The organism is Variovorax paradoxus (assembly GCF_030815975.1).
GTDB lineage: Bacteria > Pseudomonadota > Gammaproteobacteria > Burkholderiales > Burkholderiaceae_C > Variovorax > Variovorax paradoxus_N.
In genome coordinates, this window is record NZ_JAUSXL010000002.1 from 879,252 (window position 1) to 897,269 (window position 18,018).

Here is an 18,018-nt window from a genome sequence, read left to right on the forward strand (position 1 = left end):
CCCCTTCCGGGCGACGGCGGGCGCGCATACGCCACCACAAGCGCGTCGCGATGACCCTGCTTGTCATGAAACCGTCATAAAGCCAGAGGGCGTGCTAGCTATAGTTCTCGGTCTCTGCCTACCGAGGAACACTATCCCATGAATGCCATCAAGGTCGCTCGCCGATTCATAGAAACGGACCCGGCCAACGAATCGGCCAAGATTCTGGCCCAGCTCGTGTTGGCGCTCGAGTCCGAACGCAGCTTCGAACTGGTCACGCTCTACAGCCTCGATTACAAGAGCTTCGAACTGGCCATGGACATCCTGAAGGAATGGCGGCTCGACCGCTACTACGCAAGCAAGTCGAAGCTGTTCGACCTGTCCCTGCAAGTGAGCGAGCTCGAGAAGAGCTGAGCCCCAATCTGCCGGGTGCACCGCGCACTCAGATGAACATCCCTCCGGATGCTTCGATGCGCTGGGCATTCACCCAGCGATTGCCCTCCCCCAGCAAGCCCGCGATCGCTCCGCCGATATCGTCCGGCTGGCCTGCGCGTCCGAGCGCGGTGAAACCGGCCACCATCGCGTTCACTTGCGGGTTGTCACGCACCATGCCTCCACTGAAGTCGGTTTCGATCGCACCCGGCGCGATCGTGTTGGCCGCAATGCCGCGCGCGCCGAGTTCCTTCGCGAGGTAGCGCGTGAGCGTTTCCACGCCGCCCTTCATCGCGGCATAGGCAGACGCACCGGCCATCGAAAACCGGGTGAGCCCCGACGACACATTGACGATGCGTCCGCCGTCGTTGATGAGTGGCAGCAGTTTCTGCGTGAGGAAGTACGGGCCCTTCAAGTGCACGTTGAAGAGCATGTCGAACTGGGCTTCTGTCGTGTCCTCGAAGTTCGCATGCAGGCCCACGCCGGCGTTGTTCACCAGGAAGTCGAAGCGCTCGCGCTGCCAGGTGGCAGCCAGCGTCGCCTTCACTGAGTCCGCGAATGCGGCGAAGGTCGTGCTGTCCCCGACGTCGAGCCGGAGGGCGGCGGCGCGGCGCCCCTTCGCCTCGATCTGCGCCACCACCGCCTGCGCGCTGGCGTCGTTCGACATGTAGGTAAGGATCACGTCGACGCCATCGGCGGCGAGCGCCAGCGCGGCGCTGCGGCCGAGGCCGCGGCTGCCGCCGGTGATGAGTGCGATGCGGGATGGGTTGGCGGTTGTGAAAGCTGTCATTTCAAAGTCCTTGGTGGGTTGATCGGCGAGTCGATGGATGGACTTTAAAAGTTACCGGAAGAAAGATAAATTCAGAGAAACTGCGCACACTGTTATCCAAAAATGAAACAATTCCCGGCCATGAATACCGATGAATTGCGCATCTTCTCGAGGGTGGCCGAACTCGCGAGCTTCAGCCGTGCCGCGGACCAGCTCGGGCTGACCCGCGCGCGCGTCTCGGTGGCCGTGCAGCAGCTCGAGGAGCGGCTGGGCACGCGGCTCCTGCAGCGCACCACGCGCAGCGTGCGGCTCACCGAGGACGGGGGGCGCTTCCTCGACCGCTGCAAGGACTACCTGGCCGAGGGCGAGCAGCTCGCCACCATGTTCCGTTCGCACGCCGGCGGCCTCACCGGGCGGCTGCGCGTCGACCTGCCGAACGCCATCGCGCGCGACCTCGTCATTCCCCGCCTGCCCGAATTTCTGGCGCGGCATCCCGCGCTCGAAGTCGGCATCAGCACCTCGGACCGCCGTGTCGACCTGGTCCACGAAGGCTTCGACTGCGTGCTGCGCGTCGGCATGCTCGGAGATTCGGAACTCGTCGCGCGGCCGCTCGGCGCCCTGCGCATGGCCAATGCGGCGAGCGCCGGTTATCTGCGCGCGCACGGCACGCCCCGCACGCTCGACGATCTAGCGCAGCACCGGGTCGTTCATTTCGCGCAGACGCTCTCCTCCAACGACGCAGGCTGGGAGTACCTCGACCGCGCCGATGGCATGTACAAGACATGGCCCGTGCCTGCGACCGTCACGGTGAACGGCACCGACGCCTACCAGGCTGCCGCGCGGGCCGGCCTGGGCCTGGTCCAGGCGCCGTTCGCGGGCCTGGAGGCGAGCCTCGCCGCGGGCGCGCTGGTGCAGGTGATGCCGGAGTTCAATGCGCGCCCGATGCCGGTTTCGCTGCTCTATGCCAACCGGCGCCAGCTCGCACCGCGCGTGCTGGCCGTGATGGACTGGCTGACCGAGATCGTCGCGCCCTACTTCGTCGAAGGGCGCGGCGCCGCTGTCAACGGCCCCAGCGCAGCACCAGCGGGTCGAGCCGCTTCGCCGTCTCGATCAGGCCGGCGCGCGTCTCGGGGTGCATCGCCGGCAGCGGATGCCGCGGTGCCTCGCAAGCGATCACGCCGCCCTCCTTCATGAGCGACTTGCAGGCCAGCAAGCCCGCCTGGCGGTTCTCGTAGTTGATGAGCGGCAGCCACTGCTGGTAGAGCGCGAAGGCCTTGTCGCGGTCGCCCGCGCGGTGCGCCTCGATGATCGGGCGGATGCCGTCGGGATAGCCGCCGCCGGTCATCGAGCCGGTGGCGCCGGCATCGAGGTCGGGCAGCAGCGTGATGGCTTCCTCGCCGTCCCACGGGCCTTCGACCGCATCGCCGCCCAGGCGGATCAGTTCGCGCAGCTTCGATGCGGCACCGGCCGTCTCGATCTTGAAGTAGGCGACGTGTTCGATCTCCTTGGCCATGCGCGCGAGGAACGGCGCCGACAGCAGCGTGCCGCTCGCGGGCGCGTCCTGGATCATGATCGGGATGTTCACCGCATCGGAGAGGCCGGCATAGAACTCGAAGATCTGCGGCTCCGGCACGCGGAAGGTGGCGCCATGGTAGGGCGGCATCACCATCAGCATGGCGGCGCCCATGTCCTGCGCGCGCCGGCTGCGCTCGGCGCAGATGCGGGTGCTGTAGTGGGTGGTGGTCACGATCACCGGTACGCGGCCCGCCACATGCTCGAGCACCGTGCGCGTGAGCACTTCGCGCTCCTCGTCGGAGAGCACGAACTGTTCGGAGAAGTTGGCGAGGATGCACAGCCCGTCCGAGCCCGCGTCGATCATGAAATCGACGCAGCGCTTCTGGCTTTCGAGATCGAGCGCGCCCTGTTCGGTGAAGGTGGTCGGCACCACCGGGAAAATGCCGCGGTATCTGGGGGTCATGGTGAGTTCAGTGGGAGTGACGGGGAACGGCGGAGCCTCGGCAGCCGACGAGAAAATCGAAATCGCAGCCTTCATCGGCCTGCAGCACGTGGTTGACGTAGAGCTTCTGGTAGCCGCCGCCGCGCGTGCTCATGGGCTGCGCGTCGGTGCTGGTCAACGATGCGAGGCGCGAGGCCAGCTCTTCATCGCTGATGTCGAGGTGCAGCCGGCCCGCATCGCAGTCGAGCTCGATCCAGTCGCCGTCGCGCACCGCCGCGAGCGGCCCGCCGTCGGCCGCTTCGGGCGCGACGTGCAGCACCACCGTGCCGTAGGCCGTGCCGCTCATGCGCGCATCCGAGATGCGCACCATGTCCTTCACGCCCTGGCGCAGCAGCTTCGGCGGCAGCCCCATGTTGCCCACCTCGGCCATGCCGGGGTAGCCCTTGGGGCCGCAGTTCTTCAACACCATCACCGAGCTGGCATCGATATCCAGGCTTTCATCGACGATGCGTGCCTTGTAGTGCTCGAGGTTCTCGAACACCACCGCGCGGCCGCGGTGCTTCAGCAGTTCGGGCGATGCCGCGGAGGGCTTGAGCACCGCGCCGCGCGGCGACAGGTTGCCGCGCAGGATGCGGATGCCGCCATCGGCGATCAGCGGCTTGTCGAGCGGGCGGATCACCTCGTCGTCGAGGCTCGGCGCCTCGCGCACGTTGTCCCAGATCGACCGGCCGTTGACGGTGAGCGCGCCCGGGTGCGGCAAGAGGCCGCTCTCGCCTAGGCGCCGCAGCACCGCAGGCAGGCCGCCCGCGTAATAGAACTCCTCCATCAGGAAGCGGCCCGAGGGCAGCAGGTCGACGATGGTCGGCGTGTTGCTGCCGATGCGCGTCCAGTCTTCCAGTTCGAGCTCCACGCCGATGCGCCCCGCGATCGCCTTCAGGTGGATCACCGCGTTGGTCGATCCGCCGATGGCCGCATTGACGCGGATGGCATTTTCGAAAGCCTCGCGCGTGAGGATCTTCGACAGCGTGAGCCCCTCCTTCGCCATCTCGACCGCGCGCATGCCCGACATCTGCGCGAGCACATAGCGCCGCGCATCGACCGCCGGAATGGCTGCGTTGTGCGGCAGCGAGGTGCCCAGCGCCTCGGCCATGCAGGCCATGGTCGAGGCCGTGCCCATGGTGTTGCAGGTGCCGGCCGAACGCGACATGCCGCCTTCGGCCGAAAGGAACTGGTGCAGGTTGATCTCGCCGGCCTTGAGCGACTCGTGCAGCTGCCACACGGCCGTGCCCGAGCCGATGTTCTTGCCATCGAGCTTGCCGTTGAGCATGGGCCCGCCCGTGACCACGATGGCCGGGATGTCGCAGCTCGCAGCGCCCATCAGCAGTGCGGGCGTGGTCTTGTCGCAGCCCGTGAGCAGCACCACCGCATCGACCGGGTTGCCGCGGATGGCTTCTTCCACGTCCATGCTCGCGAGGTTGCGCGTGAGCATGGCCGTGGGCCGCAGGTTCGATTCACCGTTCGAGAATACCGGGAACTCGACCGGAAAACCGCCCGCTTCCGAGATGCCGCGCTTCACATGCTCGGCAATCTTGCGGAAGTGCGCGTTGCAGGGCGTGAGCTCCGACCAGGTGTTGCAGATGCCGATGATCGGCCGGCCGTCGAACTCGTGGTCCGGTATGCCCTGGTTCTTCATCCAGCTGCGGTACATGAAGCCGTTCTTGTCGGCCGAGCCGAACCATTCGGTCGAGCGAAGTTTCTTCGGAGGGGTATCCGGCATGCGAGTGTCCTGGGAAAAAATTGAAAGTCAGCGCCGAGGTGCGCGCGAGGTAAAGAAGCGCTGCAGCAGGCAGAACACGAACAGCAGCGCACCGACGACGATGCGCGTCCACCACGAGCTCAGCGTGCCGTCGAACGAGATCAGCGTCTGGATGATTCCGAGCATCAGCACGCCGAACAGCGTGCCCGCCACATAGCCCACGCCGCCCGTGAGCAGCGTGCCGCCGATCACCACCGCCGCAATCGCATCGAGCTCCAGCCCCAGCGCATGCAGGCCGTAGCCAGAGAGCATGTAGAAGGTGAAGATCACGCCCGCCAGTGCCGAGCAAAAACCCGAGAGCGTGTAGACGCCGACCAGCGTGCGGCGCACCGGCAGGCCCATCAGCATGGCCGAATGCTCGCTGCCGCCAATGGCGTACACCGCGCGGCCGAACGGCGTGCAGTGCGCGATGAACACCGCCGCCAGCAGCACGCCGATGGCGATCACCGCGCTGATCGACAGCGAGGCCTCGCCCCAGACCGGAATGCGGATCTGCGAGACCTCGGCATAGAACGCGTTGGTGATGCTGATGGAGTCGATGCTGATCAGGTAGCAAAGCCCGCGCGCGAGGAACATGCCCGCCAGCGTGACGATGAAGGGCTGCAGCCTGAAGCGCTCGATGAGCAGGCCCATGAACGCGCCGAATGCCGTGCCCATGGCCAGCACCAGCGGAATCACCACCGCCGGGCTCCAGCCGTGCTTCTCGACCAGCGAGGCCGACACCATCGTGGTGAGCGCGATCACCGAGCCCACCGACAGGTCGATGCCGCCCGAGAGGATCACGAAGGTCATGCCGACCGCGACGACGATCAGGAAGGCGTTGTCGATCAGCAGGTTGAGGAACACCTGCGCCGAGAAGAAGCCCTCGTAGAACACCGAGCCCAGCGTGGCCACCAGCACGAACAGCGAGATGGTCGCCGTCAATGGCAGATATTTCGGGTTCAGCCTCTTGCTCCCTCTCCCGCCCGCGGGAGAGGGCTGGGGTGAGGGTGCAACTTCGATCACCGCGCTCATGACCGCGCTCCTTCATGCACCGGCCGCTGCACCAGCGCCCGGATCTCCGCCCTGAACTCCGGCGACTGCAGCAGCATCACCGCGAACACCACCACGGCCTTCACGACGAGGTTGATCTCGGGCGGCACGCCCAGCGAGTAGATCGCATAGGTCAGCGTCTGGATGATCAGCGCGCCGATCACGCTGCCCATGAGGCTGAAGCGCCCGCCCGTGAGCGCGGTGCCGCCCAGCGTCACGGCCAGGATCGCGTCGAGCTCCAGCAGCTGGCCGGCGTTGTTGCCGTCCGCGCTCTTGACGTTGGAGCTGATCAAGAGGCCCGCCACGCCCGCGCACAGGCCGCAGAACGCATAGGCACCCACGATGAGCCTGCGTGCCTGCACACCCGCCACGCGCGCGGCCGTCGGGTTGATGCCGACCGCCTGGATGAAGAGCCCGAGCGCCGTGCGCGTGATGGCCAGGTAGAGCAGCACGAACACCGCCGCCACGATGAACAGCGAGAACGGCAGGCCCAGCAGGTAGCCGCTGCCGAGGAAGAAGAAGGGCTTGTAGTAGATGGTGATGATCTGCCCGTCGGCAATCAGCTGCGCCACGCCGCGGCCCGCCACCATGAGGATCAGCGTGGCGATGATCGGCTGCATGCCGACCTTGGCCACGAGCATTCCGTTCCAAAGGCCGCAGAGCAGCGCGACGCCAAGGGCCGCGAGGATCGCGAGCGGCATCGGGAAGCGGCTCACGTCGCTCGCCACCGAGCCGCCGATCATCCAGGCCGCGACGGCTGCCGCAATGGCCACCACCGCGCCCACCGAAATGTCGATGCCGCGCGTGGCAATCACCAGCGTCATGCCCAGCGACACCAGCACCAGCGGCGCCGCACGGTTCACGATGTCGATCAGGCTGCCGTAGAGATGCCCGTCGCGCCATTCGAGATGCAGGAAGCTGGCGTTGAAGGCGGTGTTGACTGCGAGCAGCAGCAACAGCGTGACCAGCGGCCAGGCGAGGCGGTGGCTCATGAAAGATGAGAGGCGAGTCATGTGTTCTGCCTTGCTCCTTCCCCTTCCGGGGGAAGGTGGGGATGGGGGCAGGCGGCCTCGAACACTGCGCGGCAATGAAGGCCGCTGCCCCCCACCCCGGCCCTCCCCCAGCGGGGGAGGGAGAAAGACAAGATATCGCGCTGGTTCATGCCGCTGCAATCATTTCGTAAACCTCGTCCTCGGTCGAGCCGCCCGGCAGCTCGCCCACCTTCTTGCGGTCGCGCAGCACCACGATGCGATGCGCGACACGCACCACCTCGCTCATCTCCGACGAGATGAAGATCACCGCCATGCCCGCCTTCGCGAGCCGCAGGATCTCTTCCATGATTTCCTGCTTGGCCGCCACGTCGATGCCGCGCGTGGGCTCGTCGAGGATCAGGAGGCGCGGCTCGGTCGCGAGCCAGCGCGCGATCATGGCCTTCTGCTGGTTGCCGCCCGAGAGCAGGCCGATGGGTGTTTCGACGCTCGCGGTCTTGATGCCCAGCGACTTCACGAAGCGCTCGGCCATCTCGGTCTGCTCGGCATGCGAGAGAAATCGCTTCGTGCCGAGCCGCGCCTGCAATGCGAGCGCGATGTTCTCGCGCACCGACAACTCGGCGACGATGCCGTCCGTCTTGCGCTCTTCGGGACACAGCGCGAGGCCTTCGCGGATCGCATCGGCCGGGTTCGAGAAGCTGACGATGCGGCCATCGACCTTGAGCACGCCGCGGTCCGGCGATTCCAGCCCGAACAGCAGCCGCGCGAGTTCCGTGCGTCCCGCGCCCAGCAGGCCCGCGATGCCGACCACTTCGCCGGCGCGCACGCGCAGATCGGTCGCCTGCAGTTGTCCGGCCTGCCCGATTCCTTCGGTCTGCAGCAAGGCAGGCGCGGCTTCATCGAACGCAGGCAACGCGGCAGGCCGCGCCGATTGCGCGGCCAGCTCGCGCCCGAGCATCGCCGCGATCAGCGCCTGCGGCCCGAGGTCGGCGGCGCGCCATTCGCCCACCCAGTTGCCATTGCGCAGCACCGTGATGCGGTCCGACACCGCGTACATCTGGTTCAGGAAGTGCGTCACGAACACGATCGCAAGGCCCTCACCGCGCAGGCGCCGCAGCACCTCGAACAGTTTTTCCACCTCGTCGTCATCGAGGCTCGAGGTCGGCTCGTCGAGGATCAGCACCTTCGACGACACGCCGAGCGCGCGCGCAATCGCCACCATCTGCTGCACCGCCACCGAATAGCTCGAGAGCAACCGGCTCACGTCGATGTCCAGCCCGATGCGTGCCAGCAATTCTTCGGCGCGCCGGTTCACCGCGGCCCAGTCGATGCGAAAGCCCTGCACCATGCCGCAGCGCGGATAGCGCCCCGCGAACACGTTCTCGGCCACCGAGAGGTTCGGGCACAGGTTCACTTCCTGGTAGACCGTGCTGATGCCCAGCTTCTGCGCCTCCAGCGGCGAGTGCGGGCGAATGGCCTGGCCTTCGAGAAAGATCTCGCCGCCGCTCGACGGCAGCACGCCCGTGAGCACCTTGATGAGCGTCGACTTGCCCGCGCCGTTCTGCCCCATCAGCGCGTGGATCTCGCCCGGGTAGAGCTTCAGCTGCACGTCGCGCAGCACGGAGATGCCGCCGAACTGCTTGTGGATGCCCCGCAGTTCGAGAACAACAGGAGTTGCAGTGCTCTCGCTCATGGGCTTACTTGTTCTTGTTGTAGACGTCGATGAACACCGCCGCCAGCAGCACCAGTCCCTTGATGACCTGCTGGTAGTCAATGCCGATGCCCAGGATCGACATGCCGTTGTTCATCACGCCCATGATGAAGGCGCCGATCACCGCGCCCATCACGCGGCCCACGCCGCCCGAGGCCGAGGCGCCGCCGATGAAGCAGGCCGCGATCACGTCGAGCTCGAAGCCCAGCCCCGCCTTGGGCGTGGCCGTGTTGAGCCGCGCCGCGAACACCAGCCCCGCGAGCGCGGCCAGCGCGCCCATGTTCACGAAGGTCAGGAAGGCCAGCCGCTGCGTCTTCACGCCCGACAGCCGCGCCGCCTTCTCGTTGCCGCCCAGCGCATAGATGCGGCGGCCGATGGTGGTGCGGTTGGTGACGAAGTCGTACACCACGATCAGCACCGCCATCACGATCAGCACGTTGGGCAGGCCCTTGTAGGTCGAGAGCAGGTAGCTGAAGAACAGGATGATGGCCGCGAAGAACAGGTTCTTCACGAGGAAGAACGCATACGGCTCCGTTTCCATGCCGTGCGCCGCGAGCTTGGCCCGCCCGCGCAGCTTGAAGAACACCAGCGCCGCGGCGGCCAGCGCACCGACCACCAGCGAGGTGGTGCGCAGCCCGCCGCCATCGAGGCCGCCCAGCGGATCGGGAATGAAGCCCGAGCTCAGCCGCTGGAACTCGACCGGGAACGGCCCCACCGACTGCCCCGCCAGCAGCGCCAGCGTGAGCCCCTTGAACACCAGCATGCCCGCGAGCGTGACGATGAACGACGGGATCTTTCGGAACGCGACGAACCAGCCCTGCGCGGCGCCGATGACCGCGCCCGCCGCAATGCTGATGATGGCCGTGGGCACGAAGTGCCATTCGTACTCCACCATCAGCACCGCCGCCAGCGCGCCGATGAACCCGCAGACCGAGCCCACCGAAAGATCGATGTGCCCCGCCACGATCACCAGCAGCATGCCCAGCGCCATGATGACGACGTAGCTGTTCTGCAGCAGCAGGTTGGTGAGGTTCAGCGGCCGCAGCAGCGTGCCGTCTGTCAGCACCTGGAACAGCACCATGATCGCGACCAGCGAGATCAGCATGCCGTATTCGCGCAGGTTGTTCTTGAGGAAGCCGGCGTGCAGCTTCGGGGCAGCCTCTGCCATGGGGACCGCGGCGTTCACCGCGTTGACGTCAGGCTGCGACATGGACGGAACTCCCCGCGCTCACGATGGCATGCATGATGCGCTCCTGCGAAGCCTCTGCAGCCGGAAATTCGGCCACGAAGCGGCCCTCGTTCATCACGTAGATGCGGTCGCACATGCCGAGCAGTTCCGGCAGTTCGGAAGAAATCATGAGAATGCCTTTGCCCTCGCTCGCGAGCTGGTCGATGATGGTGTAGATCTCGTACTTGGCGCCCACGTCGATGCCGCGCGTGGGTTCGTCGAGAATCAGAAGTTCGGGTTTGGTGAACAGCCATTTGCTGAGCACCACTTTCTGCTGGTTGCCGCCCGAGAGGTTGACCACCAGCTGCTCCACGCCCGAAGAGCGGATGTTGAGTGCACGGCGGTAATCGCTCGCCACCTTGAATTCGCGCGCGTCGTCGATCACCATGGAACGGGAGACCGCCTCCAGGTTGGCCAGGCTCACGTTCTTCTGGATGTTTTCCTCCAGCACCAGCCCCAGGCCCTTGCGGTCTTCGGTGACATAGGCAATGCCATGGTCGATGGCCTTGCGCACCGTGCCCACGTCCACCGGCTGGCCGTGCATCAGCACCGAGCCGCTGATGCGCTGGCCGTAGGACTTGCCGAACACGCTCATCGCAAGCTCGGTGCGCCCCGCGCCCATGAGGCCCGCGATGCCGACGATCTCGCCCTTGCGCACATGCAGGTTCACGCCCTTGATCTGCTCGCGGTCGGCATGCAGCGCGTGGTGCACGCGCCAGTCGCGCACCTCGAACACCGTCTCGCCGATCTTCGGATGGCGCTGCGGATAGCGGTGCGCCATGTCGCGCCCCACCATGCCGCGGATGATGCGGTCCTCGCTGATCGGCTGGCCGCGGCAGTCCATCGTTTCCACCGTGGCGCCGTCGCGCAGCACAGTGATGGAATCGGCCACCTTGGCAATCTCGTTGAGCTTGTGCGAGATCAGGATCGACGCGATGCCCTGGCGCTTCAGCTCGAGCAGCAGCATCAGCAGCGCGTCGCTGTCGTTCTCGTTGAGGCTGGCCGTGGGCTCGTCGAGGATCAGCAGCTTGACCTCTTTGGCCAGGGCCTTGGCAATCTCCACCAGCTGCTGCTTGCCCACGCCCAGGTCGGTCACCAGCGTGGTGGGCGGCTCCTTCAGGCCCACCTTGGCGAGCAGCTCGCGCGTCTTTGCATAGGCGGCGAACCAGTCGATCACGCCGCCGCGCGTGATCTCGTTCCCGAGGAAGATGTTCTCGGCAATCGAGAGCAGCGGCACCAGCGCGAGCTCCTGGTGGATGATGATGATGCCGAGCTTCTCGCTGTCGGCAATGCCCTTGAAGCGGCGCAGCTCGCCCTCGAAGTGGATCTCCCCGGTGTACGAGTCGCACGGGTAGACGCCGCTCAGCACTTTCATGAGCGTCGACTTGCCCGCGCCGTTCTCGCCGACCACCGCATGGATCTCGCCCGCGCGCACCGCCAGGTTGACATCGGAGAGCGCCTTCACGCCGGGAAATGTCTTGGTGATGCCGCGCATCTCGAGGATGCTGCGGCCGTCCGCTGCTGCTGCTGCTGCTGCTGCCATTCCAATGCTCACTTGACCTGGCTTTCCTTGTAGTAGCCGCTGTCGACCAGCACCTGCTTCCAGTTGCCGCCATCCACGCTCACGGGCTTGAGCAGGTACGAGGGGACCACCTTGATGCCGTTGTTGTAGGTCTTGGTGTCGTTCACCTCGGGCGTCTTGCCCGACAGCATGGCGTCGGCCATGGCCACCGTGACCTTCGCCAGTTCGCGCGTGTCCTTGAACACGGTCGAGGTCTGTTCCTTGCGCAGGATCGACTTGACCGACGGAATCTCCGCGTCCTGGCCCGAGACGATGGGCATCGGCTGCGAAGCCGAGCCGTAGCCCACGCCCTTGAGCGACGACAGAATGCCGATCGAGAGACCGTCGTATGGCGACAGCACCGCATCGACGCGGTCCTTGCTGTAGTAGGCTGACAGCAGGTTGTCCATGCGCGCCTGCGCCACCGCGCCGTCCCAGCGCAGCGTGCCGACCTTGTCCATGCCCATCTGCTTGCTGCGCACCACCAGCTTGCCGCTCTTGATGTATGGGTCCAGCACCGACATCGCGCCGTTGTAGAAGAAGAAGGCGTTGTTGTCGTCGGGCGAGCCGCCGAACAGCTCGATGTTGAACGGGCCCTTGCCGCTCTTCAGCCCGAGAGATGCCTCGATCGACTGCGCCTGCAGCACGCCCACCTGGAAGTTGTCGAAGGTGGCGTAGTAGTCGACGTTCTTCGAGCCCTTGATGAGCCGGTCGTAGGCGATGACCTTCACGCCCTTGTCAGCCGCCTTCTGCAGCACATCGGACAGCGTGGTGCCGTCGATGGCGGCAATCACAAGCACCTTCGAGCCCTTGGTCACCATGTTCTCGATCTGCGCGAGCTGGTTCGGAATGTCGTCGTCGGCGTACTGCAGGTCGGTCTTGTAGCCCTTTTCCTTGAAGTACTTGACCATGTTGGCGCCGTCCGCGATCCAGCGCGCCGACGACTTGGTCGGCATCGAGATGGCGATCGGGCCCTTGTCCTGCGCATGCGCGAGCGGCGCGATGCCGGCGATGCCCAGTGCGATGCCAGCGAGCGAGGCTTTGAGGAAGTTGCGTTTCATGGGTGTGGCCTCTCAATACTTTCGATTAGGGAATTCCTTGGCGGCGACTTCCATCGGGAAGATCGTCTCCTCCGTCACGATGCGCTTGGGCAGCGGCTTGCCGGCCTTGATGTCCTTCACGGCGCTCATCAGCTGGGGCCCGAGCAGCGGGCTGCATTCGACCGACACGTTGAGCTTGCCGGCGATCATGGCTTCGAAGGCGCCCTTCACGGCATCGATCGAGATGATCGTGATGTCCTTGGCCGGCTTCAGGCCCGCTTCCTCGATGGCCTGAATGGCGCCGATCGCCATGTCGTCGTTGTGCGCGAAGAGCACGTTGATCTTCTTGCCCTCGGCCTTCAGGAAGGCTTCCATCACCTCCTTGCCCTTGGCGCGCGTGAAGTCGCCGGTCTGCGAGCGCACGATCTTGAACTTGGGGTCGGCCTTGATGATTTCCTCGAAACCCTTCTTGCGGTCGATGGCGGGCGCGGAGCCCACGGTGCCCTGCAGCTCGACGATGTTGACCGTGTCCTTCTGGTCCTTCATCTTCTCGACCAGCCAGCGGCCCGCCTTGCGGCCTTCCTCGACGAAGTCGGAACCCATGAAGGTCACGAAGAGCGAGTCGTCCTTGGTGTTCACCGAGCGGTCGGTCAGCACCACCGGGATCTTCGCGGCCTTGGCTTCGCGCAGCACGGTTTCCCAGCCCGATTCGACCACCGGCGAGAAGGCGATCACGTCCACCTTCTGCGCAATGAACGAGCGGATGGCCTTGATCTGGTTTTCCTGCTTCTGCTGCGCGTCGGAGAACTTGAGTTCGAAGCCGGCTTCCTTGGCCGATGCCTTGATTGACTCGGTGTTGGCGGTGCGCCATTCGCTTTCGGCGCCCACCTGGCTGAAGCCCAGCACGATTTTTTTCTGCGCCAGCGCGGTGGCGGGCAGCATCCCACCGAGCGAGGCGGCGGCGAGCGCGATGTTGAGAGTGCGGCGATTGAGTTTCATTGGAATGTCTCCTTCTTTCTGAGTGCTTTGCTTGTTGATGAAAACCATCCGTGGTGGTCAGGCCAGCATGTAGCCGGTCTTGACCGTCGTGTAGAACTCCGCGGCGTGGCGCCCTTGTTCGCGCGGCCCGTAGCCCGACCCCTTGCGCCCGCCGAAGGGCGCGTGAAAATCCACGCCCGCCGTCGGCAGGTTGACCATCGTCATGCCGACCTCGGCATGGCGCCTGAAATGCATCGCGTGCTTGAGCGAGTTGGTGCAGATGCCTGCGCTCAGGCCCGACGATGTGTCGTTGCACAGCGCCAGCGCCTCGTCGTAGTCGGCGGCGCGCAGCACGCAGGCCAACGGGCCGAAGATCTCCTCGCGCGCAATACGGTGCCCGGGCTGCGCCAGAAAGAGCGCGGGGCTCATGTAGTGGCCGGCCGTGGCGCGCTGGAGCGGCTCGCCGCCCCACACATGCTCGGCGCCCTCTTCGCGCGCAATGCCAACCCAGGCCAGGCTGCGCGCGAGACGTTCTTCGTCGACCAGCGGCCCGACGTCGACCCCGCGCTCCAGCGCATGGCCGATCTTCAGCGCCTTGAGGCGTTCGCGAAGCCGCGAGACGAACGCGTCGTGCACCGCGGCCTCGACGATCAGCCGGCTCGACGCGGTGCAGCGCTGGCCGTTCGAAAAGTAGGCGCCCTGCACCGCGCAATCGACCGCGTGGTCGATGTCGGCATCGGCCAGCACCACGAGCGCGTTCTTGCCGCCCATCTCGAGCTGCACCTTGGCGCGCCGCGCGGCGGCCGCCTGGAGAACGCGTTCGCCGTTGCGCGCCGAACCGGTGAAGCTCACAGCATCGACCAGCGGGCTGTCGACCAGTGCCTGGCCCGCCTCGCGGCCGCTGCCCATCACCAGGTTGAACACGCCCGCGGGCAGCGCGGCGCGGCTGATGATCTCGGCCAGCGCCCAGCCGCAGGCCGGCACCAGTTCGGCCGGCTTGAACACCACGCAGTTGCCATGCGCAAGCGCCGGCGCGATCTTGGTTGCCGGCACCGCGAGCGGCGAATTCCACGGCGTGATGAGCCCGGCCACGCCCACCGGTTCGCGCGTGACGTCGACCTGCACGCCCGCGCGCAGCGAGGCCATGTTCTCGCCGCCGCCGCGCAGCGCTTCGCCCGCGAAGAACTTGAACACCTGCCCCGCGCGCGCCGCCTCGGCCACCGCCTCGGGCAGGGTCTTGCCGACCTCGCGCGCCAGCAGCAGGCCCAGCTCGTCCTTGCGCGCCAGCAGTTCGGTGCCGATGCGGTCGAGCACGTCGGCCCGGCGCTGCGGCGTGCTGTGGCTCCAGTGGGAAAAGGCGTCGGCGGCCGCGCGGATCGCAGACTCCACCTGGCGGCGATCGGCGCGTGCGTATTCGGCCACCACTTCGCTGGTGTCCGAAGGATTGGCGCTCACACCGGTGGTCGCGCTGGTTTCCCAGCGGCCGTTGATGTATTGCCGCACGTTCTGATGGATCTCGCCGTGAATCACCTCTGCGCCGACCTTGTCTCTGGTTTTTGGAAGTGCGGCGAGTCTATGAACAGAATTGATATCAATCCAATCATTTTTTCGACAAAATGCATATCAATCGCTGGATTCTGGAAAACCCTCTGAGCCCAAAGCTCTCACAACAACCCACGAGACATGACCAACTACAACCACTGGTTCATCCGAGCCCGCCTCAAGACGCGGCAGCTGCTCCTGCTGGTGGCGCTGGCGGAGGAAGGCAACATCCACCGCGCGGCCCAGGTGCTCAACATGACCCAGCCCGCCGCTTCCAAGCTGCTGAAGGACCTGGAAGACGTGCTGGAGGTGCCGCTGTTCGACCGGCTGCCGCGCGGCATGCGCCCCACCTGGTACGGCGAAACCATGATCCGCCACGCCCGCGTGGCGCTCGCCAGCCTGAACCAGGCGCACGACGAGCTCACCGCCCTCAAGGCCGGCCGCTTCGGCCAGGTCGGCGTGGGCGCCATCACGGCGCCGGGCCTCACGCTGATGCCGCCCGCGGTGGCGATGGTCAAGCGCGAGCAGCCCGACCTGCGCGTGTCGCTCGAGATCGAGACCAGCGCGGTGCTGATCGATCGGCTCGAGCAGGGCAAGCTCGACATCCTGGTGGCGCGCCTTTTCGCCGAGCACGACAAGTCGCAGCTGCGCTACGAAGCGCTGGCCGAGGAGCCGGTGTGCGCGCTGGTGCGCCCCGGCCATCCTCTGCTGGGCGTGAGCGGCCCTCACGCTGCGCGACGTGGTGGGCGCCGGCTGGATCGTGCCGCCCGCGGGCAGCGTGCTGCGCCACCGCTTCGAGCTGATGTTCCAGGAGGAAGGCCTCGCGCCGCCGAACAACGTGATCGAGAGCTCGGCCCTGCTCTTCATCACGCGCATGCTGCAGCAGAGCGACATGGTGGCCGTGCTCGCGACCGACGTGGCACGCTACTACGCCGCGCACGGCATCGTGTCGCTGCTGCCGCTGGACATGCCCTGCCACATGGACGCCTTCGGCATCATCACGCGCACCGACCGCCTGCTGTCGCCGGCCGCGAAGGTGATGATGAAGGCGCTGAAGACCGCGAGCCTCAGCGTCTACGGCCGCAAGCTAGAGATGGACTGATCACGTCCAGCCCGCGTCCACTGTGAACTCCTGCGCGGTGCACATCTTCGCGTCGTCCGACGCGAGGAACAGCACCATGCGCGCGATGTCCTCGGGCATCAGCTTGTCGGGCAGGCACTGGTTGCGCTTGAGCTCCTCTTCGCCCTCGTCGTCGAGCCAGAGCTGCACCTGCCGCTCGGTCATCACCCAGCCGGGCGACACGGTGTTGATGCGGATGCGATCCTTGCCCAGCTCCACAGCGAGACCGCGCGTGAGGCCATTGACCGACGACTTGGCAATGGCATAGCAGGGGTAGCCCGAGCCCTTGGTCTGCCAGCCCGTCGAACCGAGGTTGACGACCGAGCCGAAGCCCAGCCGCCGCATGCCCGGCACCACCGACTGGATCGCGAACAGCGCGGGCCGCTCGTTGATGGCCATGCGGTTGTCGTAGTAGTCGGGCGTGACCGATTCGAGCGTGTGGCGGTCGTCGCTCGCCACGTTGTTGACCAGCACCGCGAAGTCGCCGAACTCGGCGGCCGCATCGGCGATCGCCTTCTGCAGCGCGCCGATGTCGCGCACGTCGCAGGTGCGCCACCACGGCGCCGCATGGCCTTCTTCGACGATGCGCTGCGCGAGCGCTGCGCTGGCGCCCTCGGCAATGTCGACGAAGGCAACGCGTGCGCCCTGCGCGGCGAACGCGGCCACCATGGCCGCGCCGATGCCGCTGCCGCCGCCGGTGACAAACACCGTGCGGCCCTTCAGGCTCGGGTAGATCGAAAGCTGCTGCGGGGAATCCTTCAAGATGCGTGTCTCCAGAGAGCTGGCTGTGACATTGCAAAATCAATATCACTTGATGCCAAATAGTTTGGTTTCTATTATCAATATGCCTTGATACGATCCGCCGCGTCAAGGACAGAGACAACAAAGGCGCAAAACAATGACCCCAACCGGCAGCACCGCAACCACGCCCGCACCCCTTGGTGCGCCATCGATCCTCGGCGAACCCGAATGCCTGTGGCCCGCGGGCGCCACGCTCGGCGAGGGCACGCTGTGGTCGCCGCGCGAACGGGCGCTTTACTGGATCGACATCCTCGAGAGCCGCCTGTACCGCCTCGACCCGGCGAGCGGCGCGCGCCGCAGCTGGCAGTTCGACGAGGAGATCACCGCGCTGGCCGAGCGCGCGGACGCGCCGGGGCTGATCGTCACCATGCGCCGCGGCTTCGCCTTCTTCGACCCCGCGGTGGATGCACCGCCGCGCTATCTGCACCAGCCCGAAACCGACCGGCCCGGCAACCGCTTCAACGACGGCAAGTGCGACCGCCAGGGCCGCTTCTGGGGCGGCACCATGGACTTCGATTGCGTGGCGCCGACCGGCGCGCTCTACCGCTTCGACGCCGATGGCCGCTGCACGCGCCACGACGACGGCTTTGCGGTCACCAACGGGCCGACCTGGTCGCTCGACGAGCGCACGATGTATTTCAACGCCACGGTCGAAGGCTGCGTCTATGCCTACGACTTCGACAGCGCAGCCGGCACCGTGGGCAACAAGCGGGTGTGGCTGCGCTTCGCGGAAGGCGACGGCCTGCCCGACGGCATGACGACCGACGCGGCCGGCCGGCTCTGGATTGCGCGCTGGGGCGGCCATTGCGTGAGCTGCCACGACCCGGTGAGCGGCGCCGAGCTGTGCCGCATCGAACTGCCCGCGAGCAACGTCACGGACTGCGCCTTCGGCGGCGAAGACCTGTGCACGCTCTACATCAGCACCGCGCGCAGCGGGCTCACGGCCAAGCAGCTCGAGGCGGAGCCGCTGGCCGGCGGGTTGTTCTCGGTGCGCATCGGCAGCCCCGGCCTGCTCGCGGCCGAGTTCGGCGCGGCGGCTGTCAAAGCCTAGGCGGCGAATTCA

At 66.3% G+C, this 18,018-nt stretch carries 14 protein-coding genes and 2 pseudogenes; 4 read left to right on the forward strand and 12 right to left on the reverse strand.

From position 1 onward, the window contains the following. Window positions 1-138 precede the first annotated feature (138 nt). Entirely contained in the window at window positions 139-393 is a 255-nt protein-coding gene (locus QFZ47_RS07915; RefSeq protein ID WP_012746204.1) for a hypothetical protein, read from the forward strand. 28 nt (window positions 394-421) lie between these two features. On the opposite strand, the gene QFZ47_RS07920 is transcribed toward QFZ47_RS07915, so the two are convergent. Then, window positions 422-1,201 carry an SDR family NAD(P)-dependent oxidoreductase gene (locus tag QFZ47_RS07920; RefSeq protein ID WP_307655124.1) on the reverse strand — a complete coding sequence of 260 codons (780 nt, stop codon included), beginning with the start codon at window positions 1,199-1,201 and terminating at the stop codon, window positions 422-424. Window positions 1,202-1,321: 120 nt separating this feature from the next. Here QFZ47_RS07920 and QFZ47_RS07925 point away from each other — a divergent pair. Continuing rightward, window positions 1,322-2,188, forward strand: a pseudogene (locus tag QFZ47_RS07925) (LysR family transcriptional regulator); the annotation flags it as partial. A gap of 52 nt (window positions 2,189-2,240) precedes the next feature. Here QFZ47_RS07925 and QFZ47_RS07930 read toward each other — a convergent pair. From QFZ47_RS07930 to QFZ47_RS07975, 10 genes are all read right to left on the reverse strand, one after another. After that, window positions 2,241-3,158 carry a dihydrodipicolinate synthase family protein gene (locus tag QFZ47_RS07930; protein WP_307655125.1) on the reverse strand — a complete coding sequence of 306 codons (918 nt, stop codon included), beginning with the start codon at window positions 3,156-3,158 and terminating at the stop codon, window positions 2,241-2,243. Window positions 3,159-3,165: 7 nt separating this feature from the next. Continuing rightward, entirely contained in the window at window positions 3,166-4,914 is a 1,749-nt protein-coding gene (locus tag QFZ47_RS07935; protein ID WP_307655126.1) for an IlvD/Edd family dehydratase, read from the reverse strand. Window positions 4,915-4,941: 27 nt separating this feature from the next. Next, window positions 4,942-5,967: a galactofuranose ABC transporter, permease protein YjfF gene (gene yjfF / locus QFZ47_RS07940; protein WP_307655127.1), complete on the reverse strand. Its 1,026-nt coding sequence runs from the start codon at window positions 5,965-5,967 to the stop codon at window positions 4,942-4,944. Continuing rightward, window positions 5,964-6,998 (reverse strand): ABC transporter permease, encoded by a 1,035-nt coding sequence (locus QFZ47_RS07945; protein WP_307655128.1) that lies wholly within the window; start codon window positions 6,996-6,998, stop codon window positions 5,964-5,966. The genes yjfF and QFZ47_RS07945 overlap by 4 nt, the downstream gene beginning before the upstream one ends. A gap of 145 nt (window positions 6,999-7,143) precedes the next feature. Further along, complete coding sequence (locus QFZ47_RS07950; RefSeq protein WP_307655129.1) at window positions 7,144-8,667, reverse strand: sugar ABC transporter ATP-binding protein; 1,524 nt, start codon at window positions 8,665-8,667, stop codon at window positions 7,144-7,146. 4 nt (window positions 8,668-8,671) lie between these two features. Continuing rightward, window positions 8,672-9,895: a multiple monosaccharide ABC transporter permease gene (mmsB, locus tag QFZ47_RS07955; RefSeq protein WP_307655130.1), complete on the reverse strand. Its 1,224-nt coding sequence runs from the start codon at window positions 9,893-9,895 to the stop codon at window positions 8,672-8,674. Beyond that, window positions 9,882-11,456 carry a multiple monosaccharide ABC transporter ATP-binding protein gene (gene mmsA, locus QFZ47_RS07960; protein ID WP_307655131.1) on the reverse strand — a complete coding sequence of 525 codons (1,575 nt, stop codon included), beginning with the start codon at window positions 11,454-11,456 and terminating at the stop codon, window positions 9,882-9,884. The genes mmsB and mmsA overlap by 14 nt, the downstream gene beginning before the upstream one ends. A gap of 8 nt (window positions 11,457-11,464) precedes the next feature. Beyond that, window positions 11,465-12,535 (reverse strand): multiple monosaccharide ABC transporter substrate-binding protein, encoded by a 1,071-nt coding sequence (chvE, locus tag QFZ47_RS07965; RefSeq protein ID WP_307655132.1) that lies wholly within the window; start codon window positions 12,533-12,535, stop codon window positions 11,465-11,467. A gap of 12 nt (window positions 12,536-12,547) precedes the next feature. Beyond that, window positions 12,548-13,513, reverse strand: coding sequence for an ABC transporter substrate-binding protein (locus QFZ47_RS07970; protein WP_307655133.1), 966 nt, complete (start codon window positions 13,511-13,513; stop codon window positions 12,548-12,550). Window positions 13,514-13,570: 57 nt separating this feature from the next. Further along, complete coding sequence (locus QFZ47_RS07975) at window positions 13,571-15,022, reverse strand: aldehyde dehydrogenase family protein (protein ID WP_307655135.1); 1,452 nt, start codon at window positions 15,020-15,022, stop codon at window positions 13,571-13,573. A gap of 153 nt (window positions 15,023-15,175) precedes the next feature. Here QFZ47_RS07975 and QFZ47_RS07980 point away from each other — a divergent pair. Next, window positions 15,176-16,136, forward strand: a pseudogene (locus QFZ47_RS07980) (LysR family transcriptional regulator). On the opposite strand, the gene QFZ47_RS07985 reads toward QFZ47_RS07980, so the two are convergent. After that, entirely contained in the window at window positions 16,137-16,916 is a 780-nt protein-coding gene (locus QFZ47_RS07985) for an SDR family NAD(P)-dependent oxidoreductase (RefSeq protein ID WP_307655136.1), read from the reverse strand. Window positions 16,917-17,052: 136 nt separating this feature from the next. On the opposite strand from QFZ47_RS07985, the gene QFZ47_RS07990 reads away from it, so the two are divergent. After that, window positions 17,053-18,006, forward strand: a complete 954-nt coding sequence (locus QFZ47_RS07990) for an SMP-30/gluconolactonase/LRE family protein (RefSeq protein WP_307655137.1) — start codon at window positions 17,053-17,055, stop codon at window positions 18,004-18,006. Window positions 18,007-18,018: the final 12 nt, after the last annotated feature.